At 65.8% G+C, this 26,981-nt stretch carries 31 protein-coding genes and 1 riboswitch; of the genes, 13 read left to right on the forward strand and 18 right to left on the reverse strand.

Annotation, left to right across the window (positions count from 1 at the left end; genetic code table 11):
- Positions 1–62: 62 nt before the first annotated feature.
- A complete protein-coding gene (locus ACFULT_RS06305; RefSeq protein WP_094719479.1) occupies positions 63–2,333 on the reverse strand; it encodes a helicase-associated domain-containing protein in 2,271 nt (756 codons plus the stop codon).
- 61 nt (positions 2,334–2,394) lie between these two features.
- On the opposite strand from ACFULT_RS06305, the gene ACFULT_RS06310 reads away from it, so the two are divergent.
- Complete coding sequence (locus ACFULT_RS06310) at positions 2,395–2,583, forward strand: hypothetical protein (protein WP_037103571.1); 189 nt, start codon at positions 2,395–2,397, stop codon at positions 2,581–2,583.
- Between the two features lie 77 nt (positions 2,584–2,660).
- Here the strand turns inward: ACFULT_RS06310 and ACFULT_RS06315 are convergent, their stop codons facing one another.
- The 3 genes from ACFULT_RS06315 to ACFULT_RS06325 form a co-directional block, all read right to left on the reverse strand.
- Entirely contained in the window at positions 2,661–3,275 is a 615-nt protein-coding gene (locus ACFULT_RS06315) for a transglycosylase family protein (RefSeq protein WP_037103573.1), read from the reverse strand.
- A gap of 10 nt (positions 3,276–3,285) precedes the next feature.
- Positions 3,286–3,523: riboswitch (cyclic di-AMP (ydaO/yuaA leader) on the reverse strand.
- A 246-nt stretch (positions 3,524–3,769) separates the two neighbouring features.
- Entirely contained in the window at positions 3,770–4,141 is a 372-nt protein-coding gene (locus ACFULT_RS06320) for a YccF domain-containing protein (RefSeq protein WP_037145213.1), read from the reverse strand.
- Positions 4,142–4,156: 15 nt separating this feature from the next.
- Positions 4,157–4,375, reverse strand: a complete 219-nt coding sequence (locus ACFULT_RS06325) for a hypothetical protein (protein ID WP_037103577.1) — start codon at positions 4,373–4,375, stop codon at positions 4,157–4,159.
- 153 nt (positions 4,376–4,528) lie between these two features.
- Between ACFULT_RS06325 and ACFULT_RS06330 the strand changes: the two genes are divergently transcribed.
- Positions 4,529–4,942 (forward strand): cold-shock protein, encoded by a 414-nt coding sequence (locus ACFULT_RS06330; protein WP_019667303.1) that lies wholly within the window; start codon positions 4,529–4,531, stop codon positions 4,940–4,942.
- Here ACFULT_RS06330 and ACFULT_RS06335 read toward each other — a convergent pair whose 3' ends face one another.
- Genes ACFULT_RS06335 through ACFULT_RS06345 form a run of 3 tightly spaced genes read right to left on the reverse strand, consistent with a single transcriptional unit; the run spans position 4,943 to position 7,981 of the window.
- On the reverse strand, positions 4,943–5,464 hold the full coding sequence (locus ACFULT_RS06335; RefSeq protein WP_020111521.1) for a DUF2771 family protein: 522 nt from the start codon (positions 5,462–5,464) through the stop codon (positions 4,943–4,945).
- Positions 5,461–7,110, reverse strand: coding sequence for an MFS transporter (locus ACFULT_RS06340; protein ID WP_170945149.1), 1,650 nt, complete (start codon positions 7,108–7,110; stop codon positions 5,461–5,463). Before ACFULT_RS06340 ends, ACFULT_RS06335 begins: the two co-directional genes overlap by 4 nt.
- A gap of 43 nt (positions 7,111–7,153) precedes the next feature.
- Positions 7,154–7,981, reverse strand: a complete 828-nt coding sequence (locus ACFULT_RS06345) for a glutaminyl-peptide cyclotransferase (RefSeq protein WP_094719477.1) — start codon at positions 7,979–7,981, stop codon at positions 7,154–7,156.
- Between the two features lie 40 nt (positions 7,982–8,021).
- On the opposite strand from ACFULT_RS06345, the gene ACFULT_RS06350 reads away from it, so the two are divergent.
- From ACFULT_RS06350 to ACFULT_RS06360, 3 genes are read left to right on the forward strand one after another with little or no spacing between them, the layout of a single operon-like run.
- On the forward strand, positions 8,022–8,912 hold the full coding sequence (locus tag ACFULT_RS06350; RefSeq protein ID WP_378481344.1) for a DUF3027 domain-containing protein: 891 nt from the start codon (positions 8,022–8,024) through the stop codon (positions 8,910–8,912).
- A complete protein-coding gene (locus tag ACFULT_RS06355) occupies positions 8,909–11,623 on the forward strand; it encodes a sacsin N-terminal ATP-binding-like domain-containing protein (RefSeq protein ID WP_378480957.1) in 2,715 nt (904 codons plus the stop codon). Before ACFULT_RS06350 ends, ACFULT_RS06355 begins: the two co-directional genes overlap by 4 nt.
- A complete protein-coding gene (locus ACFULT_RS06360; protein WP_037103584.1) occupies positions 11,613–12,149 on the forward strand; it encodes a phosphatase PAP2 family protein in 537 nt (178 codons plus the stop codon). Before ACFULT_RS06355 ends, ACFULT_RS06360 begins: the two co-directional genes overlap by 11 nt.
- Here the strand turns inward: ACFULT_RS06360 and ACFULT_RS06365 are convergent.
- The gene (locus ACFULT_RS06365; protein WP_378480958.1) at positions 12,137–12,283 is read right to left on the reverse strand and encodes a hypothetical protein; all 147 of its coding nucleotides are present in this window, start codon (positions 12,281–12,283) and stop codon (positions 12,137–12,139) included. The genes ACFULT_RS06360 and ACFULT_RS06365 overlap by 13 nt on opposite strands.
- A gap of 173 nt (positions 12,284–12,456) precedes the next feature.
- A complete protein-coding gene (locus tag ACFULT_RS06370) occupies positions 12,457–12,705 on the reverse strand; it encodes a DUF2530 domain-containing protein (protein WP_037103586.1) in 249 nt (82 codons plus the stop codon).
- Positions 12,706–12,723: 18 nt separating this feature from the next.
- Here ACFULT_RS06370 and ACFULT_RS06375 point away from each other — a divergent pair, with 18 nt between their 5' ends.
- From ACFULT_RS06375 to ACFULT_RS06385, 3 genes are all read left to right on the forward strand, one after another.
- Positions 12,724–14,178, forward strand: a complete 1,455-nt coding sequence (locus tag ACFULT_RS06375) for an NCS2 family permease (RefSeq protein ID WP_037103589.1) — start codon at positions 12,724–12,726, stop codon at positions 14,176–14,178.
- A 34-nt stretch (positions 14,179–14,212) separates the two neighbouring features.
- On the forward strand, positions 14,213–14,659 hold the full coding sequence (locus tag ACFULT_RS06380) for a MarR family winged helix-turn-helix transcriptional regulator (protein ID WP_037103593.1): 447 nt from the start codon (positions 14,213–14,215) through the stop codon (positions 14,657–14,659).
- Positions 14,660–14,779: 120 nt separating this feature from the next.
- Complete coding sequence (locus tag ACFULT_RS06385; RefSeq protein WP_378481345.1) at positions 14,780–16,063, forward strand: MFS transporter; 1,284 nt, start codon at positions 14,780–14,782, stop codon at positions 16,061–16,063.
- Here ACFULT_RS06385 and ACFULT_RS06390 read toward each other — a convergent pair.
- The 5 genes from ACFULT_RS06390 to ACFULT_RS06410 are packed head-to-tail and all read right to left on the reverse strand — an operon-like array spanning position 16,031 to position 19,819.
- Complete coding sequence (locus tag ACFULT_RS06390) at positions 16,031–16,636, reverse strand: response regulator transcription factor (RefSeq protein ID WP_037103599.1); 606 nt, start codon at positions 16,634–16,636, stop codon at positions 16,031–16,033. The genes ACFULT_RS06385 and ACFULT_RS06390 overlap by 33 nt on opposite strands.
- Positions 16,633–17,874, reverse strand: coding sequence for a sensor histidine kinase (locus ACFULT_RS06395; protein ID WP_037103955.1), 1,242 nt, complete (start codon positions 17,872–17,874; stop codon positions 16,633–16,635). Before ACFULT_RS06395 ends, ACFULT_RS06390 begins: the two co-directional genes overlap by 4 nt.
- A gap of 33 nt (positions 17,875–17,907) precedes the next feature.
- On the reverse strand, positions 17,908–18,681 hold the full coding sequence (locus ACFULT_RS06400; protein WP_037103602.1) for an ABC transporter permease: 774 nt from the start codon (positions 18,679–18,681) through the stop codon (positions 17,908–17,910).
- A complete protein-coding gene (locus ACFULT_RS06405) occupies positions 18,678–19,598 on the reverse strand; it encodes an ABC transporter ATP-binding protein (RefSeq protein WP_037103605.1) in 921 nt (306 codons plus the stop codon). Before ACFULT_RS06405 ends, ACFULT_RS06400 begins: the two co-directional genes overlap by 4 nt.
- Positions 19,595–19,819 carry a hypothetical protein gene (locus tag ACFULT_RS06410; protein WP_052059073.1) on the reverse strand — a complete coding sequence of 75 codons (225 nt, stop codon included), beginning with the start codon at positions 19,817–19,819 and terminating at the stop codon, positions 19,595–19,597. The genes ACFULT_RS06405 and ACFULT_RS06410 overlap by 4 nt, the downstream gene beginning before the upstream one ends.
- A gap of 171 nt (positions 19,820–19,990) precedes the next feature.
- On the opposite strand from ACFULT_RS06410, the gene ACFULT_RS06415 reads away from it, so the two are divergent.
- Genes ACFULT_RS06415 through ACFULT_RS06425 form a run of 3 tightly spaced genes read left to right on the forward strand, consistent with a single transcriptional unit; the run spans position 19,991 to position 22,210 of the window.
- The gene (locus ACFULT_RS06415; protein ID WP_241483563.1) at positions 19,991–20,515 is read left to right on the forward strand and encodes a hypothetical protein; all 525 of its coding nucleotides are present in this window, start codon (positions 19,991–19,993) and stop codon (positions 20,513–20,515) included.
- Positions 20,516–20,531: 16 nt separating this feature from the next.
- Positions 20,532–21,572 carry a sensor histidine kinase gene (locus ACFULT_RS06420; protein ID WP_378480959.1) on the forward strand — a complete coding sequence of 347 codons (1,041 nt, stop codon included), beginning with the start codon at positions 20,532–20,534 and terminating at the stop codon, positions 21,570–21,572.
- Positions 21,569–22,210 carry a response regulator transcription factor gene (locus tag ACFULT_RS06425; RefSeq protein ID WP_037103615.1) on the forward strand — a complete coding sequence of 214 codons (642 nt, stop codon included), beginning with the start codon at positions 21,569–21,571 and terminating at the stop codon, positions 22,208–22,210. The genes ACFULT_RS06420 and ACFULT_RS06425 overlap by 4 nt, the downstream gene beginning before the upstream one ends.
- Positions 22,211–22,214: 4 nt before the next feature.
- Here the strand turns inward: ACFULT_RS06425 and ACFULT_RS06430 are convergent, their stop codons facing one another.
- Positions 22,215–23,414 (reverse strand): GNAT family N-acetyltransferase, encoded by a 1,200-nt coding sequence (locus ACFULT_RS06430; protein ID WP_378480960.1) that lies wholly within the window; start codon positions 23,412–23,414, stop codon positions 22,215–22,217.
- A gap of 57 nt (positions 23,415–23,471) precedes the next feature.
- Between ACFULT_RS06430 and ACFULT_RS06435 the strand changes: the two genes are divergently transcribed.
- Together ACFULT_RS06435 and ACFULT_RS06440 are read left to right on the forward strand one after the other, a co-directional pair.
- Entirely contained in the window at positions 23,472–24,281 is an 810-nt protein-coding gene (locus tag ACFULT_RS06435) for an RNA methyltransferase (protein WP_037103621.1), read from the forward strand.
- Complete coding sequence (locus ACFULT_RS06440) at positions 24,278–24,568, forward strand: DUF2537 domain-containing protein (RefSeq protein WP_037103624.1); 291 nt, start codon at positions 24,278–24,280, stop codon at positions 24,566–24,568. Before ACFULT_RS06435 ends, ACFULT_RS06440 begins: the two co-directional genes overlap by 4 nt.
- Here ACFULT_RS06440 and ACFULT_RS06445 read toward each other — a convergent pair.
- The 3 genes from ACFULT_RS06445 to ACFULT_RS06455 all read right to left on the reverse strand — a co-directional run bounded on the left by ACFULT_RS06445 (position 24,525) and on the right by ACFULT_RS06455 (position 26,905).
- A complete protein-coding gene (locus tag ACFULT_RS06445; RefSeq protein ID WP_037103627.1) occupies positions 24,525–25,259 on the reverse strand; it encodes a DUF6928 family protein in 735 nt (244 codons plus the stop codon). The two genes, ACFULT_RS06440 and ACFULT_RS06445, sit on opposite strands and share 44 nt — an antisense overlap.
- Positions 25,260–25,293: 34 nt before the next feature.
- Positions 25,294–26,136 carry a septation protein SepH gene (gene sepH, locus ACFULT_RS06450; RefSeq protein WP_037103634.1) on the reverse strand — a complete coding sequence of 281 codons (843 nt, stop codon included), beginning with the start codon at positions 26,134–26,136 and terminating at the stop codon, positions 25,294–25,296.
- A gap of 100 nt (positions 26,137–26,236) precedes the next feature.
- Entirely contained in the window at positions 26,237–26,905 is a 669-nt protein-coding gene (locus ACFULT_RS06455; protein ID WP_378480961.1) for a rhomboid-like protein, read from the reverse strand.
- Positions 26,906–26,981: the final 76 nt, after the last annotated feature.

Below are 26,981 nucleotides of genomic sequence, written 5' to 3' on the forward strand. Positions count from 1 at the left end.
TGTTCCATTGTCCACATAACGTGCCGCCCGCGCATGTGAGCGGAACTGCATTGCCACTCACGTCAGTCGACGAGAGCCACCGAGGTGATGCGATGCAGCGTGAAGCGGCGTACTTCACCGGTGGCGGGGTCGAATGCCTCCAGCAGGCCTCCACCCATCGCCACCGGATCCACGACGCGCCTCGACGCGGTGCCCTGGGCATCGACGTAGCCGATCGTCACGCTTCGCCGCACCTGCAGCGCCGTCTGGAGCAGAGCGAGCGTCGCGGTCCCTGTCGCGCGGGTTCCGTCGGAACGCACGGTGTGACCGCCCGCCCGGGAGGCGCGTTCGCCCGCTCGCAGTTCGGTGACGAGCCGGGCGAGTTGCTCGTCGGTGGGTACGGCCGGGCTGCGGAACTGAGCCCGGGTTCTGCGGACCGGGACGCGCGCACCGCGGCTGCGGAGGTCGACGATGGCGCCGTTGGAATCCTCGCCTGCGGGTGCAAGACCCGCCGCGGTGAGAACGTTCATGACTTCGGCGAGGGGCGCCTGAGAGATGGCAACCGTCGGAGCGAGCGCGCGCAGCGCCAACTGTTCGCTCGCCGGGGAGGCCAGAACCTCGGCCAGCAGAGCCGGATCCTCGCACCTGACGAACGACGACGCGACACCCGCCCGGAGTCGTCCGTGGCGCCGGGCGACGTCGTCGATCAGGTAGCTCAGTCCCTGCGGAACCGGGGTACGGGAGTGCGTGGTGAACAGACTGTGCAGCTCGGCCGCGCTCATGCCCACGTCGAGAGCTCGGCGCAGACTGTCCTCGGTGATCCGGTACATCGTCGCCGCGCCTGCCGACTCGACGTCGGCCACGAGCTCGATCCGATCGTTCAGATCAGGTTCGAGAGGTCCCGGCGCCACCAGAGTGAGGTCGGCCTGGAGGAGGATGTAGTCGATCGGTTTCGGGAGAACCGATCGCATGGCGGCTTCGGCGTCGCCGCCGTGCAACAGCGCTTTGCCCGGTGACGACAGCGCGCCGCGGGCGACGATGCCGAGCGTCGTGGCTTCGTCGATCATTTTCTGCGTCGGGCGCATCGCGAACCTGGCCGCTGCCCGTGGACGTTTCCAGCCGAGTCCACGCGAGACGTCGGTGGGCGTCACCGATCGACCGGCGCCCAGATCGGCCAGGAACTCGAGGATCGTGCGACGGTCGCGCGGGGCTGCAGGCGAACGAACTTCCTCGGACAGCGCGGCGACGGGCTTGTCGTTGGAATCGCGCATACCGATGAGCCACGGTGCACGCTGTAGATCGAGCCACGCCGACGCCAGGGCGTGCCAGCGCGCTGCAGGCGTTGCCGTCGTCCAGGCGTCGACAGCGGAGGTGGGCGCCCAGTAGTCGTCGCCGGAGTCGTTCGAGGGAAGGGGATCGGGGGTGCCGCTGGAGATCAGTGCTGCGGCCGCAAGGAGTTCGACGAGCAGTCCCACCTGGTTCTCGTCGAGACCCGTCGCTTTGGTGATGCGCTTGAGCTCTCGGATGCCGAGACCGCCGGCCTTCAGCGCCGGGGCGGGTGCGACCGCCAAGGATTCGATGATCGCAGCGCAGTGCCTGATCAGCTCGAGCGATTCGCCCGCCGCAGCAGCGTCGACGTCGGCCGCCGTGTACTTGGTCGTCGCCGGCTTGGGCGGTGTCAGTGAGGTGGGATCGGAGATCGGCTCGCCACGCAGCGCCTGACCCACCTGATGCGGAAGCTCGACCGTCTGCTCGTCCAGCCACGTCAGCAGCCCGGCGCGCAGCAGCTTCTGGACCGGGCGGTCCGGCGGCGTGCCCGGCGCGGCATCGCGGGTTCGACCGACGGGAGAAGACCTCGCGAGAGTCTCGAGGAGGCCACGTTCGCTCGACTCGATACCGGCGAGCGCTTCGGTGACGCGCTCGGGCGTGAGTGAGTCGTCGGCATCCAGGATGCGGCCGATTCGCCACGGCACGGCGTCCGGTGCCGCGGGAGCCATCCGAAGTGTTCGTGTGCCCCAGACCAGAGCGCGTTCACCCAGCGCCGTCAGCGCCCGATCGACGGCTTTGGCGGTGGCACGCTTGTCGATCACGTCGTCGAGACGCGCGCGGGACACGGGAAGATCACCCGCACCCTCGATCGAGAGAAGCTCGAGAATAGTCAGCGCGAGCGTGTCGAGAGAGTCGGCGCTGCGAAGAATCGACGCGCGCTGCTCGGCGCGGCCGGCGAGAACACCGATGGTCGACGGGGGTGGCACCGTCAGGTCCGGACGCAGCGTGAGAAAGCCGACGAGTTCGGAATCGGAGCGGGACTCCAGCCACGTGGCGAGGTCCGGTGGCGCTGCTTTATCGGTCATCACGTATCAGATTAGTGACCTGGACTGGTGTATGCCGCAGCGCAGGTGTCAAAATGGGCGCATGGTGAACAAGTCGAAGAAGCCCTATGTCGATCCAGGCTGGCCGGAAACCGCGCGCGGTGACCATGCGGTGACGGAATTGTCGTCCACGCGATCGGGAGGCTTGTCGCCCTACGGCGAGGAGACCGAGTTCCCGCTGCCCGTGGAGGACCTGCCCTACGCGCACCCTGTGACCGTCGTCAACCGCTGACACATCCGATACGAACAGACGAGAAAGGCCCCCGAGACCAACGGTCTCGGGGGCCTTTCTCGTACCGGCGGTGTGCCTTACTGAGGCAGGAACGCCTTGTTGGCCTGGTAGAACTCGACCAGCTGTGGGTCGAGCTGAATGCCCTGCGTCGCGTCCTTGATGATCGAGGCGATCTGCGGGTCGTTGGTGAAGGTCTGCACGGCGCTCGTGATGCCGTCGATGACCTCGGCAGAGCCGTCGACCGTCGGGATGGACGTCAGGTCGGGGAGCTTGGGTGCTTCGGGAGCGGACTTCGGCGAGGCGGGAACGCTGCGCTCGGACGGTGCGCTGCTGAGGCCGAGGCTCGAGGAGCAGGAGGGCCATGCGTTCCAGCCCTGCGATGCGAGAACCTTCTCGGCGACCGCGATCTGCTCTTCGCGGCTGGCCTGGTTCGCGGTGGCTGCGTACTGCTGGCCGCCGTGCGAGTTCCAGGTGCTGGGGGAGAACTGCAGACCACCCTGGAAACCGTTGCCGGTGTTGATGCCCCAGTTGCCGCCTGCCTCGCACTGAGCGAGACGGTCCCAATCCGAGTCGGGAGCTGCGGTGGCGGTACCGGTGAAGGCGATGCCCGCTGTGCCCATGATGGCGCCGGTGACGGCGACCTTGGCGACGGTGCGGCCGGTGGTGGTCGGCTTGCGATGACGTCCGCTCATACTTTTCTTCGAATCCTCTCCACAGGCGCCTGCGAGGTCAGCTGTCGGGTTCGGGCTGAGAGGTAGCCCGGCCCGGCGTTCCCGGCAGCGAGACCGCTGCAGGATTGTCGGGCTTCACCCCAAGGAATGTTCCGCGGGAGCGGAGCGTTCCGGTTATCCGAGAGGACGTGTGGGTCCCCCGTCCTCGTCCCCTGGGTGTTCTTGGTGGGGGTCCGTTTCCGCGGGACGAGGTTTGGCGCTGCGGGAACGGATTCGGCCGAAGTTTCTCAGCCGCCACTGACCGTACTGAAGTTCCCGTGGAGTGTCACCATTTGGTAACTGTTGCTTTTTCGAGCCGTCGCGCGGCGTGCTCGCGTCCGATTTTCGGTAACGAACGAATCTGCAGCTAGAGGCTTCGGCACCGCGACGACGTCCGTCCGTTGCCCTTCCGTTACCCCACTGTTATGTGATGGAAGTCACACCCATCCGGATTGGGGCGGGAGGGGCTGGAGTGATCAGGCGTCGACGATGTCCTTGCCGAGTGGCATCAGAGAGATCGGAATCATCTTCAGGTTCGCGATCGCCAGCGGAATCCCGATGATGGTGATGGCCATTGCGAAAGCAGTGGCGATGTGTCCGATGGCGAGCCACACACCGGCGACGATCAGCCAGATCACATTGCCGATCACCGATGCGACGCCGGACGTCGGACGTTCGACGACTGTCTTGCCGAACGGCCACAGTGCATAGACGCCGATTCGGAAGGACGCTATTCCGAACGGAATCGTGACGATGAGGATGCAGCAGATGATCCCCGCTGCGAAATAGCCGAGTGCGAGCCACAGCCCGCCGAAGATCAGCCAGATGATGTTCAGTATCGGACGCATGGTCGGTACTCCCGTCTATCGTGCTCGTCGGCCGGAAAACAGTGCGAACACCAGCGCCAGCACGAAGCCGAGCGGTGCGGCGATCATCGCGGTCAGGTACAGCCACAACGGCGGCTCGTTTCCGCCCACTGCCGGAACCAGAAAGATCGCCGCGATGGCAACCAGTCCGGCAACGAAAAGAACGAGTGCTACGCGCAGCAGAGCCGAGCCGGCTCGGGGTCGTCGATCGGTCACACTGCACGACGGTAGTCGCTCGACGGGGAAGAAACCCAGGTGCTTGCACCGGCGTAGTCGCGGTAGACTGTCGTATTCGCGTCTCGCCGATCGTGCGGGGCGCGAAATTTTGTGCCAGCAACAACAATCGAGACAAATGGACGGGTGAGCGCAGTGCCTACCGGCAAGGTGAAGTGGTACGACGTCGACAAGGGATTCGGCTTTCTCTCTCAGGAGGAAGGTGAGGACGTCTACGTTCGCTCGTCTGCGCTCCCCGCAGGTGTCGACGGCCTCAAGGCAGGTCAGCGCGTGGAATTCGGCATGGCCGCAGGCCGCCGCGGACCTCAGGCGCTCAGTCTCAAGGTCCTCGAACCGGCGCCGACCGTGCGTCAGAACACACAGGGTCGGCGCGAGCATGTCGAGCGCAAGCACACCCCGGACCAGCTGCACGGAATGGTCGAGGACATGATCACGCTGCTCGAGGCCACCATTCAGCCGGAGCTGCGCAAAGGCAAGTACCCCGACCGCAAGACCGCCCAGAAGATCTCCGAGGTCGTCCGTGCCGTCGCACGTGAGCTCGACAGCTGATCAGTCGGTCTTGGTCGCGATCGACCAGATCGCGTGGCTGATGATCTCCTCCTGCTGAGTGTCGGAGTCGATGACGCCCGACGGGAGTCGAATTTCGACGCCCAGCAACTCCCTGCCCTCGTCGTCGAGGGGCTGGACCGTCATGCCCAGCTTCTCGTCGGGCAGGTAGAGGGTGTCCGACTCGACGGCTCCGTCGCCGTCCGCGTAGACCGCGGCGAGGATCCAGGGCGCCGAGGTGATCTCACCGGGCAACGACAGCTGCAACGGGTGGCCCTCGCGCACCGGAACGGTGGCGCTGGTGCCGTCGGTGTCGCACAGCGGTTCGTTCACTGGGCAGTAGAGGTACGGCTCGACGACGACGGTTCTACCGTCGGCGAATGCGGTGACTGTCGGCCGATGCGACGGTGCATCCTTGACGAGCAGCGCGAGAACCGCGACGAACGCAACTGCGACGACTACGAGGCCGACGGTGCCGATGGCCAGTATCTTCTTGGTCTTCGGTGCGAAATTCACTGTGCTCACGTTCTGTTCGTACTGGTCGCGGCGGACGGATGTCCGACGGCGTCGGGGATTACCTGTTCTGCGTGATCGGGTCGGTTGCCCCCGAATCCGGGGAGCAGCGACTTCCCACGGTAGGTGAGGAAGGTCTGGACCAGGCCGACCGTAAGCACCACCGACACGACGGTGAAACCGAGCCAGAACTCGGTGGGCAGCAGTACGCCCATGGTTCCGCCGAGTACCCAGCAGAGCTGGAGTACGGTCTCGGATCGACCGAATCCGGAGGCGATGGATTCCGGTGGCAGGTCCGACTGCAGTGACGCGTCCAACGAGACCTTGGCCAGTGCGCTCGCCGCGGAGGCGATCAGCGCGGCAAGTGCGGCGGTCAGCAGACTGCCGGTGATCGCCGCGACGATCGCGCCGATGGTGACCGCGGTGGTGCACCGGAGAACGACGATGGCAGGCCTGCCCAGTTTGATCCGTGCGCCTGCCGCGTTGCCGGCGAAGTTGCCGATCGCGGCTGCGGCGCCGACGAGGCCCAACATCGCTGCCTGCTTGATCGGCTCGTGTTCGGTCTGCGCTTTCGCGACGAAAGCCACGTAGAGCGTCAGAAAACCGGTCAGGATTCGAATGGTTCCGTTACCCCAGAGCCCGATGATCACTGCCTTGCCCAAAGGCTGACGCCGCGCTTTCGCAGGCGTAGCCGACGGTGTTTCCTCGGCTCGGCCGCGTCGGATCACTTCCGTCTGGGCGTCGTCGCCGTGGTAGCTCAGGGTTGCGGGGACTTCGCCTTCGGTGACTTCGACCCAGGATGGGATGCGCATGCTGAGGTATGCACCGAACACCGTGATGGCAGCGACGAACCAGAGCGCACCGGGGGAGCCTGCGACGAACGCGATTCCGGCGGCGATTCCGCCCGCGACGATGGTGCCGCCGATGAGGCCGAACACCGTGAGCCGGGAGTTGACCCTCACGAGGTCTATTTCGGGTGGAAGTACGCGCGGCGTCACCGCGGATTTGAGCACTGCGAAGGATTTGCTGAGTACCAACATTCCCAGTGCGGCCGGGTACAGCACCCAACTGTCGAAGTTGAACACCAGCACCACCGCCAGTACCGTCCGCAGACCGAACGAGGTGGCGAGCGCGATGCGACGACCGTGCTGCAACCTGTCCAGCATCGGTCCGATCAGCGGCGCGATGACGGCGAACGGTGCGATCGTGATGACGAGGTAGAGCGCGACCTTCAGCTTGTCCTCGCCGGTTGCGGCGGAGAAGAACAACGTGTTGGCCAGGGCGACGGCAATGGCAGCGTCGGACGCGAAGTTGGCCATGGTCGCGTAGGTCAGCGCCGTCAGGCCGGACTTGTCGGCTCCGTCGGCTTTCGCTGCGCGCTGGAACGTCGCGATGCCCTTGCCCGTCAGTTCTCGGCTGCGCATCGCGGCGACCCGGGTGACCGTCAGCTTTCGGGGGATCGGAGGCGGCTTCGGTCCCTGCGGTTTCTGCGCTTGCGGTTTCTGCGCCTGCGGCTGATCGGCATGAGGCTGGGGATTCGGTGGGTGCAGAGGAGGCAACGGGGTACGCCGGCTCGCGGCGCGGGGGGCCGGCCGGTAATTGTCGAACCCTGGGTGGTCCTCACCCGCGGGGGCGTCGGAATCACGGGGATCGGTCACAGATCAATTCTGCACTGAAAGTCGGATGGGCGAGTACACCGACTCACGTGAACTCCACCTCGTACATCGTCGGCCACAATTTTCCGGTCACGAGGAACCGGTCGGTGCCCGGTATCTGTGCGATGCCGTTGAGGACGTCGGCTCCGGCCCGCTCCTCGTCGGTCATCGCGTCCCACAGCGGCCGGGCGTCGATCGTCGCCGTGACTGCGCCGGTCTGCGGATCGATCCGCGCGATGTCGAACGTCTTCCACACGTTCGCGTACACGGAACCGTCCTCGGCGCACTCGAGCTCGTTGAGGTCGGACAGCGGGTCACCGTCCTGAGTGACGGTGACCTCGCCGGTGACGTCGAACGTCACCGGATCCCGGAACGTCAGCGTCGACGAGCCGTCACTCATGATCAGGCGCGACGAACCGTCCGTCGCTTCGCACAGGCCCCACCCTTCACCGTCGTAGTCGACGCGGGTGCGTTCGGCGAGAGTCAGCGGGTCGCGGGCGAACGCGACACCGTCCTGCCAGGTGATCTGCCAGGCCGTGCTGTCGGTGACGGTGATGCCTTCACCGAAGTACGAGGAGGACAGGTCGACCTGCCGGAGAATCTCGCCTGTGTCGAGGTCGCTCACGCGAACGTAGGACGTTCCGTTGCGACCCGTGCTCTCGTACAGTTCTCCGTCGGAGATCTCGAGCCCCTGGGTGAACGACGTCCGGTCGTGGGGAAGCGTGCGAACAACGGTGACGGACAGCGCGTCGGCCGGTGTCGCCGACGATTCCGGTTCTGAAAGGGTGCATCCGGTCACCAGTCCCACTGCGGTGAGCAGACCCAGCGCGGCAGCCGCCGTGGTCTTCACCCTGGAACGAAACGGCGCAGGCATCGCCCCATCATGGCAGCCCGAACTGGGCGCATCCGAAGTGATGCGGCAAAATGAATGTGTGAGTTTCACATCGTCTCCTGAGCTCGACCAGATTCGCCCCGTTCTCGCCGACGCCGCGGAGTTGGCTCGTGCGGCGCTGATCGATTCGGCCGAAGGCGGCGTCGGAGAATATCTCGGCGTCACCGCCGAGGATCGCTCGGCGGCCACGCACCGCTTCCGTGCCGAATTGCAGGGCTACCGCGGATGGCAGTGGGCTGTGGTCGTCGCCGCGCCCGAGGACGCCGACGTCGCGACCATCAGCGAAATCGTGCTGCTCCCCGGCCCCGACGCTCTCGTCGCGCCCGCGTGGTTGCCGTGGGACGAGCGGATCCGTCCGGGCGACCTCGGACCGGGTGATCTTCTCCCGCCCCGGCAGCAGGATCCACGTCTGGTGCCCGGGTACGTGGCGACCGGTGACCCCGCTGTCGACGACGTCGCTCTCGAACTCGGGTTGGGCCGTACGCAGGTTCCGAGCCGGGAGGAGCGACTCGACGCGGCCGAACGGTGGCACGACGGTGACTTCGGGCCGGGTAGCGAGATGGCCAAGGCCGCCCCGTCGACCTGCGGTCTGTGCGGATTCTTCCTGCCGATCGCCGGGTCGTTGTCGGCAGCCTTCGGAGTGTGCGGCAACGAGTACTCCGCCGACGGGCGAGTGGTGCACGTCGAGTACGGCTGTGGCGCGCACTCCGACACCGAGCTGCCCACCGGCGCCGGGTCTCCGCAGTTCGACCCGTACGACGACGCGGCTCTCGAGGTCGTCGCCACACCACCCGCACCGGAGGCCGCCACGCCTGATGCCGAGCCTGATGCCGAGCCGGGGGCCATCACGCCCGAGGCCGAGTCGGAGGCTCTCGTCGACGCCGCCGAGCAGGACGATCGATCGACCGATTGAGCGATCCATTCGACACCGAATCGCTGCGTGCGGCGGTTCTGTCCGCATGGACGTCGTCGCCGACGCGATTGCGGGAGGACTCTGCCACCGAGAGTGATCTGGTGCGCGGTGGTTATCGCGAACGGCTGCTGACCGAGCTGGCGCAGAACGCCGCCGACGCTGCCGCACGCGGCCGGGTGCCCGGTTCGCTCCGTGCGTGGTCGGAAGGGGAGTTCCTGCACGTCGCGAACACCGGCGCTCCGCTCGATCGAAGTGGGGTGCACGCTCTGACCGCGTTGCGGGTGTCCGCGAAAACCGAGGGTGTCGGGCGGTTCGGTGTCGGTTTCACCGCGGTGCGCGCAGTCAGTGATGAGATCGAATTTCGTTCCGCTGCAGGCGGCGTGGTCTTCAGCGCCGATCGGACGGTGCGGGCGCTGGCGGACGCCGGGGTGGTGCCGCCGGCGGCCGGTGTTCCGGTTCTGCGACTGGCGTGGCCGAGTTCGGTCCCGCCCGCCGACGGATTCGACTCCGAAGTCGTGTTGCGGGTGCGAGACGCAGACGAGATCCTCGCCTCGATGCGCGAGGAAGCGGCGTCGCTGTTGCTGGAACTGGAAGCGCTGACGGTCATCGACATAGCCGGCGACCGCCTCGAACGCACCGTCACCGGTGTCGGGAACGGGGTGGAAGTCGTCGACGTGGACGGGGGCCGGTGGTGGCAGTATCGCACCGAGCGTGTGCGGTGGCTGATTCCGACCGTCGACGATCGGCCGGTACCTGATTCCGCGAATGTTCTTCGCGCGCCGACGCGTTCGGACGAGGAGTTGTCGCTGCCGGCGATGCCGATCGCCGACGTGGCCATGCAACCCGACCGCCGACGGGTACTCCCCGGTGCCGATGTGGCCGGGCTTGCCGCCGGATACGGCCGGATGCTGGCGGCCCTGCCTTCCTCGGTGCGACCGACGTTCGTCCCGGTGCCCGGGTTCGCGCGCAGTGCCGTCGACGAGGTCCTGCGGGAGTCGATTCTGCGTGAGGCATCCTCCGCTGCATGGCTTCTCGGAGTCGGAGGGGTGGATCTGGTTCCGTCCCGAGCCATGGTTCTGCCCGGGCTCACGGACGAGTTGGCGGAGGTACTGGCAGATACGTTCCCGGATTTGGTTGCGCCGTCGATGTCCGGTCCACGACACGCAGCGGCGTTGGCTGCGGTCGACGTTCGTCGCATCGGGTTGGCGCGTTTCGCCGAGATGCTCACCGGTGTGGACCGCGAACCGGCGTGGTGGGGTCGGTTGTACGACGGGCTCGCGGCTCTGGTCGTCGACGGCGTTGCATCGGAAGAGCTTGCTGCACTTCCTGTTCCACTCGCTGACGGCCGTACGGTGACGGGGCCGCGCACGACGGTACTCGGCGACGGCATCAACAGTGCGATCGGAGTGCACTGGACTCGATTGGTTCACCCCGATGCCGCCCGACCTCTGTTGACGAGGCTGGGCGCGGCACAGTTGTCCGCCGCGGAGATGCTGTCCGATCCTGCGCTGGAAGCTCTTCTGGACGAACTGGACTGGGACGACGGTGATGCCGTCGACGAGCTGACCGACGCCGTACTCACTCTTGCCGCGAACGCCGACGGTTTGCCCGGGTGGCTCGGATCGATTCCGCTGGCCAGTTCCACCGGTGAACTGCGTGCGGCGGACGAATTGTTGCTGCCCGACGCACCGTTGGCGGCCGTCTTGTCCGAGGACTCGCCGTTCGGCACGGTCGATCCCGCCGTCGTACGTTCACACGGACCGGAAGCGCTACGCGCAGTGGGCGTCGGCTGGGGATTCGGGGTCGTCACCGACGACCTGCCGACCGAGCCGGATCACGACCTCGACGACGAGGCCGCGTGGTGGGCGTCGCTGGCCGATGACCCGGAGACGCTCGTCGCGGTCCGCGACCTGGATCTCGTGGACTCCGATGCCTGGCCGGAAGCGCTGTCTCAGCTGTTGGCGGACCCGAGAACACGCGCCGCGCTGCAGGATCGGGACGGATACACCGCGTGGTGGTTGCGGCGGCACGCCGTCGTCGACGGCGCGTCTGTCGGAACGTACCGTGCGCCGTCGGACACGACGTTCGACGGACTGCTCGACGTGTTCGAGCATCCGAGTGCGGACGATCTCGCAGCTGCGCTGGCGCCGAACCACTGCGACAGCGCCTGGTTCACCCGGCTGCTGATCGAGCGTCTCGCCGATCCCTCGCGCGCACCGACTCCTGCGGTGATCGCGACAACTCATACAGCGATCGCCGACGCAGTGGCGTCGGGGCGCGTCGAGGAGGACGATCTGGACCTGCCGCCGCAGGTTCGATCGGTGTCGGGTGCACTCGTCGACCCGATCGATGCGATGGTGCTCGATCGACCGTGGCTCGCCGCCGTCGTCGACGCCGACGTCACCGTGTTGTCGACACTGGAGTCCGCGTCCGTGCTGGCTTCGGTGCTCGATGTGCGCCTCGCCTCGGACGTTGTCCACGGTGATGTGCGGGGCGTGGGACGGGTGAGTTCCTTCGATCGTGAGTCGTCGTCGGTGTTGGCCTGCGCGGCACTGGGACTCGACCTGCCCGCGGGGCGGGTCGTCGTGCACCACGAGTTGATTGTTCGACTTCGCGGAGCTATGGCGGGGGAGCGAACCCTCGCCTGGTGGGTGACCGAGGACGGCGTCACTCACATCGCCGACAGCAGGGAGGTCGAAGGTGGACGCTGACGTCCTTCAGTGGATGGTCGAGCATCGCGTGGCCTGGGTGACGTCACTGTTCTGGGTGATCACGACACTCGGGAACACGGTGTGGATGTTCGTCTGGTCCATCGCGGGATGCGCAGCATTGCTGACATCCGGCCGTCGGCCCGACGCGATCATGGTCGGCGGCGCGATGTTGACGGGTTGGGGCGCAATGAGTCTGGCCAAGCTGCTGTGGGGGCGCGCCAGGCCACCGGTTCCGGAACGACTGGTCGAAATCTCCAGCTTTTCGTTCCCCTCCGGCCACGCGATGATGTCCGCCATCCTCGCAACGGTGACGATCGCCGTCCTGGTGACGTCACGGACGCCGTGGCTGCACAGGCGCAGCCTGCTGGCGCTGCCCGTCGCCGGCACCCTGGCGATCGGGTTCTCCCGGATCTACCTGGGTGCCCATTGGACGACGGACGTGCTGGCGGGCTGGGTGTTCGGAGCCCTGTGGGGATTGCTGTGGATCGTCGTGGTCCGCGCGATCAGCCGTGATCAGCGACCTTGAAAGTCGGACCGCTGCGCGATGACGAGGAGTTCGTCGCGCATCGAGGGGCTGCTGACTGCGTGCGCGCGTGCGTAGAGAGCGCGGAGCGAGCGGGTGTGGTTACGGCGGGTACGGAACTGCGAAACGAACTTCATGGCCTTGCTTTCGTGGATCATCCGGTTGCTTGAAACTGACATAACCAATAGTCCACGTTAAATCTGTGTAACTCAACCGATTCAGAGGTGAGTTTCCGCACGTCAGAGCTGTGTAGGGTGACGACGATTACGTGCAGCGGCACGACGTGACGTGGGTTATGAAGGTCGAACAGTCAGTTCAAGCCGCGCTGCGCGGTCTTGCTGCCGCGCCTCGATGCCGCGCGTTGGACCAGAAACACCACGTAACCGGTTGCTCCGACACCGATTCCGGCCCAACAGACGGGCAGCGCCGACGACCACCGCTCGCCGACGAGCAGAACGACGACGGTTGCCGCTATCCACAGGGCAAGTCCGGCCGCGAGCACCGGAGCCGGATCGGTCAGCCTGGGGCTGAGCTCGTTCGGTTCCGACTCGGGGTCCACGAAATGTAGGTTACCTCCATGGCCTTCCAGTCCCGGCTCCTGGACAACTACTTCAAGATCACCGAACGTGGATCCACCGTTGGATCCGAAGTGCGCGGCGGCGTCGTCACGTTCGTGGCGATGGCGTACATCGTCGTACTCAACCCGTTGATCCTCGGCAGCTTCTCGGCCGACGACGCAGCGGCCAAGACGGACGTGCTCGGCAACATCCTGCCGGTGTCGCAAGTCGCCGCCGTGACCGCGCTCGTCGCGGGATTCATGTCGATCCTGTTCGGCATCGTCGCCAACTATCCCTTCGGCATCGCAGCCGGACTCGGCATCAACACCCTCCTGGCGGTCACCATCGCACCCCAGGTCACCTGGCCCGAGGCAATGGGCCTGGTGGTGATCGACGGAATCATCATCGTGCTGTTGGCCGTCACCGGATTCCGCACCGCCGTGTTCAACGCGATCCCGTCCGAGCTGAAAGCTGCGATCGCAGCGGGTATCGGAGCATTCATCGCGTTCATCGGTCTGGTCGACTCCGGATTCGTCAGGAGAGTCCCCGACGCTGCCGGTACGACGGTTCCCGTCGGGCTCGGCATCGACGGCTCCATCGCGTCGTGGCCGACGGCCGTGTTCGTCTTCGGACTTCTCCTCATGGGCATCCTCGTCGCACGCAAGGTGCGCGGTGGTCTGCTCATCGGAATCGTCGTCACCACCGTCGTCGCGGCCATCGTCGAGGCCGTCACCGACGTGGGTCCGTCGCAGGGCGTCGACCCCAAGGGCTGGAACCTCAGCGTTCCGATTCTCCCGGATCAGCTCTTCCAGATCCCCGACCTGTCGTTGGTCGGAGACGTGAACCTGTTCGGCGCCTTCACCCGCATCGGTGTGCTGGCGGCAAGCCTGCTGGTGTTCACCCTCGTGCTCGCGAACTTCTTCGACGCGATGGGGACGATGACCGGCCTGGGCAAGGAGGCCGAACTCGTCGACGAGAAGGGCACACTCCCCGGAATCGGTAAGGCACTCGTCATCGAGGGAACCGGCGCCATCGCAGGCGGCGGTGCGTCGGCGTCGTCGAACACGGTGTTCGTCGAGTCCGCCTCGGGAATCGCTGAGGGCGCACGCACCGGCCTGGCCAACGTGGTCACGGGTGTGCTGTTCCTCGCCGCGATGTTCTTGACGCCGTTGACCGCCATCGTCCCGATCGAAGCAGCGGCCCCCGCCCTTGTCGTGGTCGGCGCATTGATGATCGGACAGGTCAGGGACATCGATTTCACGAAGTTCGAGATCGCCCTTCCCGCGTTCCTGACCATCCTCGTGATGCCGTTCACCTACTCCATCGCGAACGGTATCGGCGTCGGCTTCATCGCCTGGGTGATACTCGCGGTCGGTCGAGGCAAGGCCAAGTCGGTACATCCCCTGCTCTGGGTCGTCGCTCTACTGTTCGTGGCGTATTTCGTGGTCGGACCCATCACGGACGCGGTTACCTGAGCTCATCCTCGTTGCTAGGCGTAGTCTCCTCGCTGTGACGTCGGGAAATAACGTTAAGGACAACCGTGAATTGGCGAGCGACCTGTCGCTTGCCGTCGTGCGATTGACTCGTCATCTGAGGGGGAGACGGGTCGATTCGCAAGTGTCGCTGACTCAGCTGTCGGCCTTGGCCACGCTGAGCCGTGAGGGTGACATGACACCGGGGGCTCTTGCGGCTCGGGAGCGCGTGCAGCCACCGTCGATGACCAGGGTCATCGCGTCACTGGCGGACCTGGGATTGGTGGTGCGCACCGCGCATCCGACCGACGGCCGTCAGGTGATCGTGTCGTTGTCGCCCGCCGGGCACACGCTCATCGCGGACGAGGCAAGTGCTCGTGAGGCGTGGATGACTGCGCAGTTGGCCGGGTTGAACGAGACCCAGCTCGCAACCCTGCGCGATGCCGTGGGGATCATCAGCGCCTTGGTGAGCGAGTCCGAATAGGCAGGGGCCTCGTGAGGGCCGGAGTGGAGCCTGCGGAACGACTCGTTAGGCCAGGAGTGGAGCCTGCGGAACGACTCGTTAGATAGGTTTAATATCTATAGAGTGCCCGCAGCCTCGCCGATGTTCGCCGCGCTTCGAACGCGCAACTACCGATTGTGGGCGTCGGGGCAGATCGTGTCGCTAGTCGGGACCTGGATGCAACGTGTTGCTCAGGACTGGCTGGTTCTGACGTTGTCCGGAGGCAACGGTTTCGCCGTCGGGATCGTCATGGCGTTGCAGTTCGGTCCGACGTTGCTGCTGTCGGTGTGGGGCGGTGTGCTGGCGGACCGGTACGACAAGCGCAAGCTTCTGATGATCACGCAGGTTTTCGCTGCGGTGTGCGGACTGGTGCTCGGCCTGTTGGACGTGGGCAATGTCGTCGAACTGTGGCACGTCTACGTCATCGCGTTCGTGTTGGGGTGCTCGTCGGCCATCGACGCCCCGGTGCGTCAATCCTTCACCATCGAGATGGTCGGCAAGGAAACGCTGTCCAACGCAATTGCGTTGAACTCCATGACGTTCAACATGGCCCGAATCATCGGGCCTGCCATCTCCGGTGTCCTGATCACGCTTGTCGGAACGGGCTGGGTCTTTCTGATCAATGCAGCGTCCTTCACTGCCGTCTTCGGTGCATTGATCGCGATGCGCGCGAAGGACTTGTTCGCCGTGGAACGTGCCCCGCGCGCGAAAGGACAGGTGCGAGCCGGCTTTTCCTACGTGTGGGGCAGGCCTGATCTGCGAGTGTTGCTGGCGACGGTGTTCGTGGTGTCCACGTTCGGGTTGAATTTCCCGCTGAGTCTCGCGGTGTTGGCGCGTAACTCGTTCGGCAGCGGTGCTGACGCGTACGGGCTGCTGTCGACGACGCTGGCGGTGGGAACATTGCTGGGAGCGACGCTGGCAGCGCGACGATCGACGACGCCTCGGCTCCGGTTGTTCCTCGGGGCGATCATTGCGTTCGGTTTCTTCGAAATGCTCGTCGGATTGATGCCGAATTACGTGCTCGTTGCGCTGCTGCTGATTCCGACGGGTGCACTGAACCTGACGTTCTCGACGTCGGCGATGAACATTCTGCAGATGTCCGTACCGTCGGACATGCGCGGACGGGTCATGGGTATCTACATGCTCTGTTTCCTCGGGGGTACTCCGATCGGAAGTCCGGTCCTCGGGTGGTTGGCGGACGTACTGGACCCCCGCGCCCCTCTCGTCGTCGGCGGCGTCGTCTCGCTCCTGACCGGCGTGATCGCGGCCGTGTACCTGATGAAGCACAACGGTTTACGGATCGGGGTCAGCTGGGCCGCGCCGGGTCGTCGGCTGCCGTCCCTGGAGGTGACGTCAAATCCAGCCGTGGCGTCGCGCAACGGCTGACGCCTCGTGCCGATTGGCTGCTCCCAGTTTCGCTGCGGCCGAGGACAGGTAGTTGCGTGTGGTTCCCTGGGACAGGTGCGCGCGCGAGGCGATCTCGGCGATGGTCGCGCCGTCGGCTGCGAATTCGAGAACGTCCGCCTCTCGCGGGGTCAGTGGTGAATCTCCCGCGCCGATGGCTTCCGCGGCGAGCGATGGGTCGACGTATCGGCCGCCTCCGTGCACGGTCCGCACCACCTCGGCGAGCGTCGCGGCCGACGTCGTCTTCGGTAGGAAGCCGCGAACTCCGGCTTCCAATGCCTTCTTGAGATACCCCGGCCTGCCGTGGCTGGTGACGATGATGGCGGCACAGGTCGGGACGGCGCCGGCGATGAGTCCCGCGGCCTCGATACCGTCGATTCCCCCCATCTGCAGGTCGAGAACAGCGATGTCGGGTGAGTGTTCCTTCGCCGCGGTGACTGCGGCCTCCCCGGAATCGGACTGCGCGACGATGTCGATGTCGTCCTCGAGCGACAGCATCGTCGCGAGGGCGGAACGTATCAGATTCTCGTCGTCGGCCAGGAGTACGCGGATCATGAACCAACCTTAGGAGTGGAGCCTGCGGAATGACCGGGGTGGGCGGGAGTGGAGCCTGCGGAATGACCGGGGTGGGCGGGAGTGGAGCCTGCGGAATGAGTGGGGTGTGCATGGGTGGAGGCGCTTGTCGCTGCCGAGGCGAAGGTCGCGGTCAGGGTGAACTCGTCCTCGGTGAGGGTGGTGTCGACGGTTCCGCCGACGGCGGCGAGTCGTTCCCGGAGCCCTGCGAGTCCGGTGCCGTCGGTTGTCCGTTGCTGGTGGGGGACGTTGTTGGTGATGCGGACGGAGTTCTCGGTGACGTCGATGCTGCTGTGGGTGGCGTCGGAGTGGCGGAGGATGTTGGTGGCACCTTCGCGCACGATCCAGGCGGCGGCTTCGCTGAAGTCGGGTGAGACGTCGTCGGGGCTGCCGGTGACGGTCGTGTCGATGCCCGCGGCCCGCAGAAGTGAGCACGCACCGTTCAGTTCGCTCGCAAGGTCGATCGAGCGGTATCCGCGGACCAGTTGTCTGGCCTCGGTCATGGAGTGCTGAGCCAGGTCTCGGACTTCTTCCATCTGCTCGGCGGCGCGCTCGTCGCCGCGCCGGGACAGTGTGGCGGCGAGTTCGCTCTTGACCGCGATTGCGGACAACGCGCGGCCGACGACGTCGTGCAGGTCGCGGGAGAAGCGGAGTCGCTCCTCGGCGACGGACAGCAAGGCTGCCGCTTCACGGGACGAGTCGAGTTCCGTGACGACGGCCAGGAGCCACATGGACAGCTTGACCGTGGCTGCCATACCCACCACGACGACGAACGCGACGACGCCGGCGAGAGGGCCGTAGGGGGAGACGCCGGTTGCGACGCCGACGACCACGCCGATGGCCGCCGACCACCGCAGCGGGATCAGGGCCGTCACCGGGATGGCCACGATCAGTAACGCCCACATCTTGAACGTGGCCGTTCCGGCGATCCCCGCCACCGCGGCGGACACCGCCGTGATGGCGAGGGGCCACCGAATCTCGCCGCTGCGCATTCCGCCGATGATCGGCATTCGGTGCACCGTGATCGCGGTCGCGCCTGCGGTGACGGCGAGAGCGACTCCGGAGACCCACAGTCGCTCGGTCACCGATTCTGCGAGCGCGACCACTCCGAGAAGCACGACGATGCTCACGAACGACTGACGGGTGTAGAGCCGTACTTTGTCGACGTCGGTGGTGTCCCGCCATGTCGTTCGCGGATCGAGGTAGCGCCGCAGTTTCATGTTCACCACCTTTCCAGAGCCTGACCGAGGTCTCTAGGCACGCGGTTCCCAACGGAAGTGTGTCTTGGCGATCACGATCGACCCGACGATCCACGCGGCGATGACCAGAATCGGCTTCAGGGCGGGGGAGAAGGTGTCGGCGAAGGCGAGCGCGGCCGAATCCGGATCGGTGGTTCCGAGCCAGCCCAGGTTGACGACGTCGAGGACGGCCGCCATCGGAGTCAGGTCGATGACCGTGTCCACCGACTCGGGAACGATTCCCCGCAGGAACGACGTTCCGGCCATGGCGACGAGGATGATCGGCAGGCTGGTGATCTGTGCTGCCTCGGCGTTGCGGGTGAACGTCGAGGTGATCAGGGCCAGTGCAGCGAACAGTGCTGCGCCACCGCCGAATCCGACCACGAGGAGAATCGGGTTGACGGGGAGTCCGCCTCCCAGGACCGCGATGACGGCGACGATCACGATGGTCAGGACAATCGTCAGAGCGAACGACGGTACCGCCGGGCCGAGCAGGATCTGGTTGTCCGTCGCTTCACCGGTGCGAAGTCGCTTGAGCACCAGCTCGTCCCGTCTCGTGGCGTACGCCGAGAGCAGGTTGTAGTACACCAGGAACACGAGCAGGAACAGGGAGAAGACCTCGAGTGCGGAGGACACGATCGTGTCGGTCAACCCCGCGTCACTGTTCCGCCCGATGATCAGGACCACCACGGGGAACAGCAGCGGCATGATCATGGCGTTGAACAGCAGTACTCGGTTGCGGACGAGGAGGGTGAACTCCGAGCGCGAGAGAGTGGCCAGGGTGCTCATGCTGCAACTTCCTTACGATCGTCGAATTCGTCTGCGATGGAGAGGAACACGGTCTCGAGCGATGCGGCGCGTGCATCGAGTCCTTCGAGGCGTACTCCGGACTGTCGTGCCCACAGCAGCAGGTCGGTCAACGTGTCCTGCACGGTCTGGGTGGCGATGACGAGACGACCGCCTTCGATGTCGAGCGTCGCACCCGGTAGTTCGGGGAGCGTCACGGGTGGTAGCTCCAGATGGATCTTCGCAGGATGCCCCGAGATGACGTCCGCGACGGTTCCGCTACGGACGACGCGGCCCTTGTGCATGATCGCGAGCCGGTCGCACAGCTGCTCGGCTTCGTCCAGGTAGTGCGTGGTCAGCATGATGGTCACTCCGGACTGCTTGAGTTCCTCGATCAACGTCCATGTGTTGCGGCGACTCTCGGGATCGAGACCCGTCGTCGGTTCGTCGAGGAACAGCACACGCGGCTGTCCGATGATCGCGCAGGCCAGGTCCAATCGTCGTTGCTCGCCACCGGAGAGGAACTTGACCCGGGTGTCCGCGCGGTCCGCCAGATCCACTCGGGCGAGGACGTCGCGTGCCGGCAGCGGGTTGCTGCACGTGCCCGCCCACATCTCCAGGCTCTCGAGTGCGGTCAGGTCGGACGGAAGCCCACCCTTCTGGAGCATGATCCCCAGATTCGGGCGCACGTCGCGGCGGTCTCGGACCGGATCCATGTCCATGATGGACACGGTCCCTTCACTGGGGCGCGAAAGTCCCTGGATCACTTCGAGAGTGGACGTCTTACCGGCGCCGTTGGTGCCGAGGAGTCCGAACAGTTCGCCCTCCCGCACCGAGAGGTTCAGGTCGCTGACCGCCTCGAAGGAAGTCTTGCCGGTGCCGTACCGACGGGTCATGCCGTCGACTTCGATGATGCTCATCGCTTGCCCCACTCACGAAGACCGAACGCGAAGCGTGCCGCGAGGAACACGACCGCGACCACGGCGACTATCCACACGAGCGTGCTGGTTCCCACGAGGGCGATGACAGCGGCCAGGAGGGCAAGGGAGATGACGATGACGACGACTTCGCGCGCCATCGTCGGCGCGGGGCCGAACTCCATCAGGTCGGTGAAGAGGTTTCCTTCGTCTGGTTGTTTCATGAGAATAACTCTCGCCCGATCGGGCCGCGACCAGTAGTGCTGTGCGTCATCGGCTGGCGTGACGATGTCACGGCCGAGCCATGACAAATGTCAGGGGGCGGAGACGAGCTCCACCTGATCTCCACCCGTGGGTCGATACGAATGCACTCGATCGTTCCTAGCGTTGTGGACATGAACATCACCTGGATCGTCCTCATCGCAGCTCTGGTTCTCTACCTACTGTTCCGCCGCATGACGGGTCAGATGATCGAAGCCCGCCGGACATTGGTGCTCCCCGGCATCATTGCGGTCATCGGCGTCGCGAGTATCGGGTCCGTCGGCATCACCCCGATGGCCGTTGCCTTCGTGGCGTTCGGCGCCGCCGTCGCCGCGGCTCTGGGAGTGCTTCGCGGGTTCACCATCAAGATAGAACCCCGCGACGGCTTCGCCTTCATGCGCTACACGGTCGCGTCGGTGGCCCTGCTGATCGCGTCGGTTGCCGTACGTCTGGTCGCGTCACCGATCGAAGCCTCCATCGACGCGTCGGCAGCAACCGTCGCAGGACACGCGCTGATGCTGTCGCTGGGCGTCGGCTTCCTCGCCGAGGGCCTGGTGGTTCTCTACCGCGCCACGCGTACCGGGCACACCATTGCATGGCAGGCACGCAAGACCGGTGACCACGCGGTGTGGCGGCACGGAGCCGCCCGCGCGGCGTGAGTGACAGACTGAATCGGTGTTGACCCCGTACTTCGCGGCGGTGATCGTCGTCGCCTCGTTCCTCACCCTCCGCCCACTCGGGGTGGAGGGTGAGGGCCTTCTCGTGCTGTGCCTGCTCGTCGTCAACAGCGTCGTCATGTCGGTGCGGACGGCGCCGGAGAAATGGGTGCCGGCACGGGTGGGCAATGGCTTGATCGGTGTCGGAATCGTCGCCTCCGCGGCCCTGCTTCCGTTCGCGACCGATTCCATCGCCTCGGTGTTCCCGTTCTTCGTCGCGGGCAGTATCGGGTACCGCTTCCGTCCGTCGGTGTCGTTGCCGCTCGCGGCATCGGTGAGCGTCGCGTGTGCGGTGTCGCTCGCGGTCGCCGACGCCTGCGGCATCGACACCTGGCCGCCCATTGCCGGATTGGTCGTCGGCATGCCGGCGCTTCTCGGTTATTCGCGACGTAACCGGGTGGCGGCACTGGAGGCACAGGTTCGTGAACAAGCGCTCGCCGAACGGGCCCGGATCGCTCGCGACATCCACGATGTTCTCGCGCATTCGTTGTCCGGGGTGACCATGCAGCTCGAGGTCGCCGACGCGTTGCTCGACGGCAATCGGATCGAGTCCGCCCGCGAATCGATCAGACGGGCGCAGTCGTTGTCGCGAGAAGGCCTCGTGGAGGCACGTCGCGCGGTACAGGCACTGCGCGACGACGCCCTCCCGCTGGTGCCGACGCTGCGTGATCTCGTCGGCGATCAGGCGAGGTTCGAGGTGCACGGATCACCGCGAGAACCGTCGGTCGAGGGCTCGCAGTTCCTGATTCGTTCCGTTCAAGAGGCGATGACCAACGCGCATCGGCACGCACCTCACGCACCCGTCGACGTCGCATTGACCTTCCACCCGAAGAGCATCGAACTGACCGTCGACAATCAGGCGTCCGAGTTGCCGAGCGCAGTCGTCGGCAGCGGGATGGGTCTGGTCGGGATGCGTGAACGAGCCGCCCTCGTCGGTGGCACGGCGACGGCAGGGCCGACCGATCAGGGGTGGCGCGTACACGTCACACTCGACGCATGAGCGTGCGCGTGGTGATCGCCGACGACCAGACGTCGGTGCGAGAAGCCCTGGCGACGATGCTCGATCTCGTCGAGGACATTTCCGTCGTCGCGACAGCGTCCGACGGCGAGGGGGCGATCGCGGAGGTGGACCGCGTCGATCCCGACGTCGTCCTGATGGACCTTCGCATGCCGGGGATCGGTGGGGTGGAGGCGACCACGCAGCTGCATCGACGACACCCGGACCTGCCCGTCGTGGTGCTGACGACCTTTGCGGACGACGACTCCATCCTCGGCGCGCTCGGCGCAGGGGCCGTCGGATATCTGACCAAGGATGCCGGACGACACGAAATCGCTGCGGCGCTCCGCGCGGCGGTGGCAGGTCAGTCGGTACTCGACCGTGCGGTGCAGGCGCGCCTGCTGGCCGTCGCCCGACCTGCGGCGCCGACCACCCCTCCAGTGGAGCTGACCCCACGCGAAACCGAGGTGCTCCGTCACATCGCGGAAGGGCTCACCAACCGCGAGATCGCTTCGGCGTTGTTCGTCAGCGAAGCGACCGTCAAGACTCACATCAACAACCTGTTCGCCAAGGCCGGACTGCGGGACCGGGCGCAGGCTGTGCACTACGCCTTCACCAACGGTGTGGTCGGCCGGCCGTAGATTCCTAGAAGGCCCAGCCCATGACCGAGGCGCGGTCGGTGGAGAAGGCCAGGTCCACGGTGTGCAGCGCTTCCGGGTCACGTGCCCACAACCGCGATGCCGCCGCGAACCTGGTGGCGCTGTGGGTGCCGAAATACATCGCCGAGAGGACGTCGAGCTTCATCGTCGCGTCCGGTGCTGCTTCGGTACGCGTCACCGACGCACGTCCTTCGGAGATGGTCACGTCGAAGGTGCCGCCTGCGTTCAGGAACGGATCTTCGATGTCGAGGACGAACTGAGCGTCGACTCCGTAGGTGCGGGCCTCCAACGCAGCCTTGACGTCCATGACCCGGCACCACAATGCGTCGTGGTGGGCGGTGACCTTCGGTAGCCGATTGCTGGTGAGCAGGAACGGTAACGCTTCGTCGGGAGCCTGGTTGACTTCGATGGTGTCGACGAGGTCGACCCCGGCGAGTACCTGCCACAGCTCCGCGTACGCCTGATCGGTGACGGCGATGAATTCCTGGACGACGATCTTGGACTCGGTCGGGCTGCGCCGGTAGGCGACGTAACCGTCGGCGTGCGCGATGAAGAACAATTCGGTGAGTCCGTGCCTACGGTTCTCGCGGTCCGCGAAGAAGCGCTCCCAGCGAATGGGCGGCTTGGGCTGTGCTCCGGCCGTCCTGCGCTGCCACCGGTGGTAGATGTCCGGGAGGAGGCTCGCCGCCTCGGCCGATTCGATGAGGCGAACCCCGGTGACGGGAGGGACGTCCTTGTGGAACTGCGCGAACCGGCGATCGAGTACCACCGAATGTTCTTCGGTGGCAGGTCCGTAGCCGAACCGGCCGTAGATGGTGGCTTCGCTCGCGGTGAGAAGCGACAGCGGCGCACCCGCCTTCTCTAGCTTCTCGTGTTGCCGGGTGAACATGCGCCGCAGGATTCCGCGCCTACGGTGCGTCGGCGCGACCGACACCCACGACACACCCGACGCGTCCACCTGCGTGCCGCCGGGGACCGTCACCGACATCGGAAAGTGCATCGCGACGCCGACGGGCGCATCCCCGTCCCACGCCATCACGACGTGTTCTGAGCTGGTCAGTATCTGTGTTTCCGCCAGGTCCTCGGAATTCTGGTGCTCGCCGAACGCGTGCGCGTCGAGCAGCGCCACGGCATCCCAGTCGTCGTCGGTGGCGGTACGGATCGTGATCGTGTCGTCGGTAGTCATCGCTCCTCAGCTTGGCATAGACGGGGGCGCTTTTCATGCGGGTGGGAAGATGGACACGTGGTACACGTAATCGACATCGAAAACTCGGCGGACCCGCGGCTCGACGACTTTCGCGATCTCAACTCGTCCGACCGTCGACCCGATCTGCCCGAGGGTAAAGGCCTGGTGATCGCGGAAGGTGTGCTCGTGGCCGAGCGTCTGCTCACCTCGAGGTTCGCTCCCATCAGCCTTCTCGGTGTCGACCGCCGCCTGAAAGAGCTGGGCGACCGACTCGACGGCGTCGACGTGCCCTTCTATCGGGCGACGGCGGAAGTGATGGCCGAGGCCGTCGGTTTCCACCTGAACCGTGGCGTTCTCGCCGCCGCGCACCGCCCGCCGGATCTGGAGCTCGCGGACGTACTCGACGGCGCCAGAACCGTCGTCGTGTTGGAGGGCGTCAACGATCACGAGAACCTCGGGTCGATGTTTCGCAACGCCGCCGGCCTCGGTGCCGACGCCGTGTTGTTCGGTGCCGCGTGTGCGGACCCGCTCTACCGTCGCGCGGTGCGAGTGTCGATGGGGCACGTTCTTCGGGTGCCGTTCGCCCGTGTTCCGGAGTGGCCCCGGGGTCTGAAGATGCTGAAGGACCGAGGGTTTCAGACGATTTCACTGACGCCCAATCCGTCGGCGATTCCACTGGCGGAGGCGATGACCGGGGAGAAGGTGGCTCTGCTGCTGGGCGCCGAAGGACCAGGACTGACCGAGCACGCGATGCGCGCCACCGACGTCAGGGCGCGGATCCCGATGGCGCCCGGCACCGATTCGCTCAATGTCGCCACGGCCGCCGCGATGGCGTTCTACGAACGTGTTCGGCTGCAGTCGTCGTGACCGACAGGGGCATTGCACGCGACCGTGACGTGTTGTTCACCGGCATCCCGGTGGCAGTGTTCGTGGCCGTGCTCGTCGGCGCTGCCCTGACGGCGTTCGGACAGGAACTCGCCCACATCAACGTGTTTCTCGCGATCGGAATCAACCTGATAGTCGTCGGCGGTGCGGCTCCGACCGTACTGCGGTGGCGGTCGACGCGGGTCTGGCGTTGGCCGGTGTACGGCGTCTGCGTCGGCGGAGTGCTCAGCTTTGTGGCTCTGGGGATTTCCGTCGCAGCCAACGCATGAACTTGCGGTCGGTCGGTGCGGACACCGGTGCGGGAGCCTCGGCGGCCGGTTCTTCGCCGGGTGTGTAGAGCGCAAAACCGGACGCGGGAATGGGCGTCGGATCGAACTCGTCGCCGCGCGGCGCTCCCGTGTAGCGGAAGCCGAGCCATTCCGCGTTGGCTGCTTCCGCGAATTCCTGCGGATGGAACGGAAGCGATTGTGGGTCCGGCAACACCCCGGGTGGATAGATCAACGGGCGTTCGCCTGCCCAGAACGGTCGCTCCCACACGAGCGGCAGGCCGAGGTCCTCGTAGATGTAGATCGGCGTCGCGCTGAACGAGCGGCGAAGGGTTCCGTGTTCCCAGTAGGCGAACGCTCCCCACGCATTCTCCGGGTCGGTCGCAACGAAATACGTGCGCTCCGAGGCGAGAGGACGTACCCAGGACTCCGGGATGAGCGACGGCTTGGCGATCGACAGGTTCGTCGAACACACGACGGTGGTGCCCGGGTAACAGCCGACGAAGATCGAGTCGGGTCCGACTCCGGCGGACCGAGGTAGAGGGCTCTGCGTCGTCGACAGCGCCGTGAGGTCCGGGATCAATCGACCGACGAGAGCCGCGGCGGCAGCATGATCGGACGCCGTCGTCTCGCGTAACAAGGACGCCGGGTCAGGTGCGTCGGTGTACCAGATGGTCGATACTTTGACCCCCACTCCCGGCACCCTTCTCGACTGTCAGCGGTTCATGTCAGCTGTGCCCGCTGCTGCGGACACCCAGCAAAACATCTTCCCACGACGGCATCGCCGGTTTACCCCTCTTGTCCTTTTTCGGTGCCGGAAGTGCATCATGTTTGGGCTCGCTCACAACGACGTCGGCCGGTTCGTCGTCGGCAGCGTCGTCCAGTTCACTGTCCGCGGTGGTGCCGTAGTACTCGTCGAACGTCTGCTGCGACTCTTCCTGCGGGGCGACCTCGAGGGCGCGGACCGGCGCGAGACCGCGGAGCTGACGGCCGAAGTCCGGATCGACCAGCTCGGCCGCCGCGTCGTCCAGGGCGGTGATGGTGCCGCCGTGGCCGTCGGGCAGGAACTGCCAGTGAGCTTTGTTGGTGGTTCGGCCTGCCTGCCATTTCAGCTGCGCGACCCACTTGTTGTCCTCGTCGCGCCAAGCGTCCCACGTGGCCTCGTCGAGGTGGTGTCCGCGTGCACGGAACGCCAGTGCGACGACCTCCGCGAGGGTCTGCACCGCGGGTCCGTCGTGACGAAGGGGGTGACCGGATTGCGCCATCGTCGCGGCCTGCGAGCGTTCGAGCAGAACGGGATGGGCGAAGACCTCGACACGGCTCAGTGCCATTCCGGAGTCGCTCGCCACCTGTTCGACGGTGGCACCCGCTCGAATTCGGGCCTGGATCTCCTTGGGGCGTAGCAAACTGTCCATTTCGATCTCAATCTGTCCTAGTCGAGCGATGTCGCCGCGAGAGGCCGCGCGGAGTTTGTCGTCGGCCGGAAGCCGGAATTTGTCGCCGGTTTTGGGATCTGCGCAGATCACGTACTGCCCATCGGGTTCGAGACCGACCACGCGTAGATCCCGCACCTTGACCTCCTCATCGCGCCGACTCGCGATATCGTCCTCGTCGACAGTAATCCACTCGTGACGTCGAGTGCGTCTGCGACACGCACCCGTCGCGTTCTTGTCAAAGACTAGTCATTGCGCTAGTCGGGTGCACGGATTCCGTCGCATCGACGTCAATGCGCTTGTCGCGGAGTGTATTTGCGTCGTGGTGCAGGAAGTACGCGCCCAACGCCAATCCGATGCAGAGAGCCGTTGCGTGGCCGAATGCGGTGAACGACGGATCGGCGATCGCGGAGGCTCCGACGAGAGCCAGCCAGCCGCCCGCCCAGAGCGCCCGCCACGGCCCGCGAAGGTAGCCGATCAGTGATCCCGCAACGGCCGCCGCCGCATAGCTGACGCCGACGTCGACGGCTACTGCGAGTGAATCCTCCAGCCAGTCGGCGTGGATTCCGACGAAGAGGCCGGCTGCGACGAGTACCGTCGCACCGATGTGACCGGCGGCGAAGGCCAGCAGGAATCGCGTGGACCCCGAGATCCACTCGGCGACCGCGAAGAGAAACGCGACGGCACCGAGCCACACCCAGTTCGGTTCACCGTCGGTCAGGAATGCGCTCGCGACGAGCGTGCCGACGTGACCGTCGCCGAGATTGTGCAGGTTGGTGCTGGCGCGAAGAAGAACATGCCATTGTGCGTGCGGGCCGAGGTGCCCGACGAGTATCGCGGCAGTCGCGGCCAGGACCGAGTAGGTGATCGTGACTTTCAGTCGCAGAAGGATCGCCGGCCAACGCACAAGGCGCCCCCTTCGAGATAGTTGCAGATGCCAACTAGTTTAACTCTCGAAGGGAGCGCCCGAGCTGTGAGCTTGC

The sequence above is a fragment of the Rhodococcus sp. NPDC057297 genome, assembly GCF_042667435.1.
Lineage (GTDB): Bacteria > Actinomycetota > Actinomycetes > Mycobacteriales > Mycobacteriaceae > Rhodococcoides.

What these genes read in the sequence shown, in the direction of transcription:
- ACFULT_RS06320 (WP_037145213.1), bottom strand. Translation starts at nt 4,141, where the DNA reads ATGCGTCCGATACTGAACATCATCTGGCTGATCTTCGGCGGGCTGTGG.
- ACFULT_RS06375 (WP_037103589.1), top strand. Translation starts at nt 12,724, where the DNA reads ATGGCCTTCCAGTCCCGGCTCCTGGACAACTACTTCAAGATCACCGAA.
- ACFULT_RS06405 (WP_037103605.1), bottom strand. Translation starts at nt 19,598, where the DNA reads ATGAGCATCATCGAAGTCGACGGCATGACCCGTCGGTACGGCACCGGC.
- ACFULT_RS06390 (WP_037103599.1), bottom strand. Translation starts at nt 16,636, where the DNA reads ATGATCCGCGTACTCCTGGCCGACGACGAGAATCTGATACGTTCCGCC.
- ACFULT_RS06315 (WP_037103573.1), bottom strand. Translation starts at nt 3,275, where the DNA reads ATGAGCGGACGTCATCGCAAGCCGACCACCACCGGCCGCACCGTCGCC.
- ACFULT_RS06305 (WP_094719479.1), bottom strand. Translation starts at nt 2,333, where the DNA reads ATGACCGATAAAGCAGCGCCACCGGACCTCGCCACGTGGCTGGAGTCC.
- ACFULT_RS06400 (WP_037103602.1), bottom strand. Translation starts at nt 18,681, where the DNA reads ATGAGCACCCTGGCCACTCTCTCGCGCTCGGAGTTCACCCTCCTCGTC.
- ACFULT_RS06365 (WP_378480958.1), bottom strand. Translation starts at nt 12,283, where the DNA reads ATGAAGTTCGTTTCGCAGTTCCGTACCCGCCGTAACCACACCCGCTCG.
- ACFULT_RS06345 (WP_094719477.1), bottom strand. Translation starts at nt 7,981, where the DNA reads ATGCCTGCGCCGTTTCGTTCCAGGGTGAAGACCACGGCGGCTGCCGCG.
- ACFULT_RS06430 (WP_378480960.1), bottom strand. Translation starts at nt 23,414, where the DNA reads ATGACTACCGACGACACGATCACGATCCGTACCGCCACCGACGACGAC.
- ACFULT_RS06410 (WP_052059073.1), bottom strand. Translation starts at nt 19,819, where the DNA reads ATGAAACAACCAGACGAAGGAAACCTCTTCACCGACCTGATGGAGTTC.
- ACFULT_RS06415 (WP_241483563.1), top strand. Translation starts at nt 19,991, where the DNA reads ATGAACATCACCTGGATCGTCCTCATCGCAGCTCTGGTTCTCTACCTA.
- ACFULT_RS06425 (WP_037103615.1), top strand. Translation starts at nt 21,569, where the DNA reads ATGAGCGTGCGCGTGGTGATCGCCGACGACCAGACGTCGGTGCGAGAA.
- ACFULT_RS06395 (WP_037103955.1), bottom strand. Translation starts at nt 17,874, where the DNA reads ATGAAACTGCGGCGCTACCTCGATCCGCGAACGACATGGCGGGACACC.
- ACFULT_RS06310 (WP_037103571.1), top strand. Translation starts at nt 2,395, where the DNA reads ATGGTGAACAAGTCGAAGAAGCCCTATGTCGATCCAGGCTGGCCGGAA.
- ACFULT_RS06385 (WP_378481345.1), top strand. Translation starts at nt 14,780, where the DNA reads ATGTTCGCCGCGCTTCGAACGCGCAACTACCGATTGTGGGCGTCGGGG.
- ACFULT_RS06350 (WP_378481344.1), top strand. Translation starts at nt 8,022, where the DNA reads ATGCGGCAAAATGAATGTGTGAGTTTCACATCGTCTCCTGAGCTCGAC.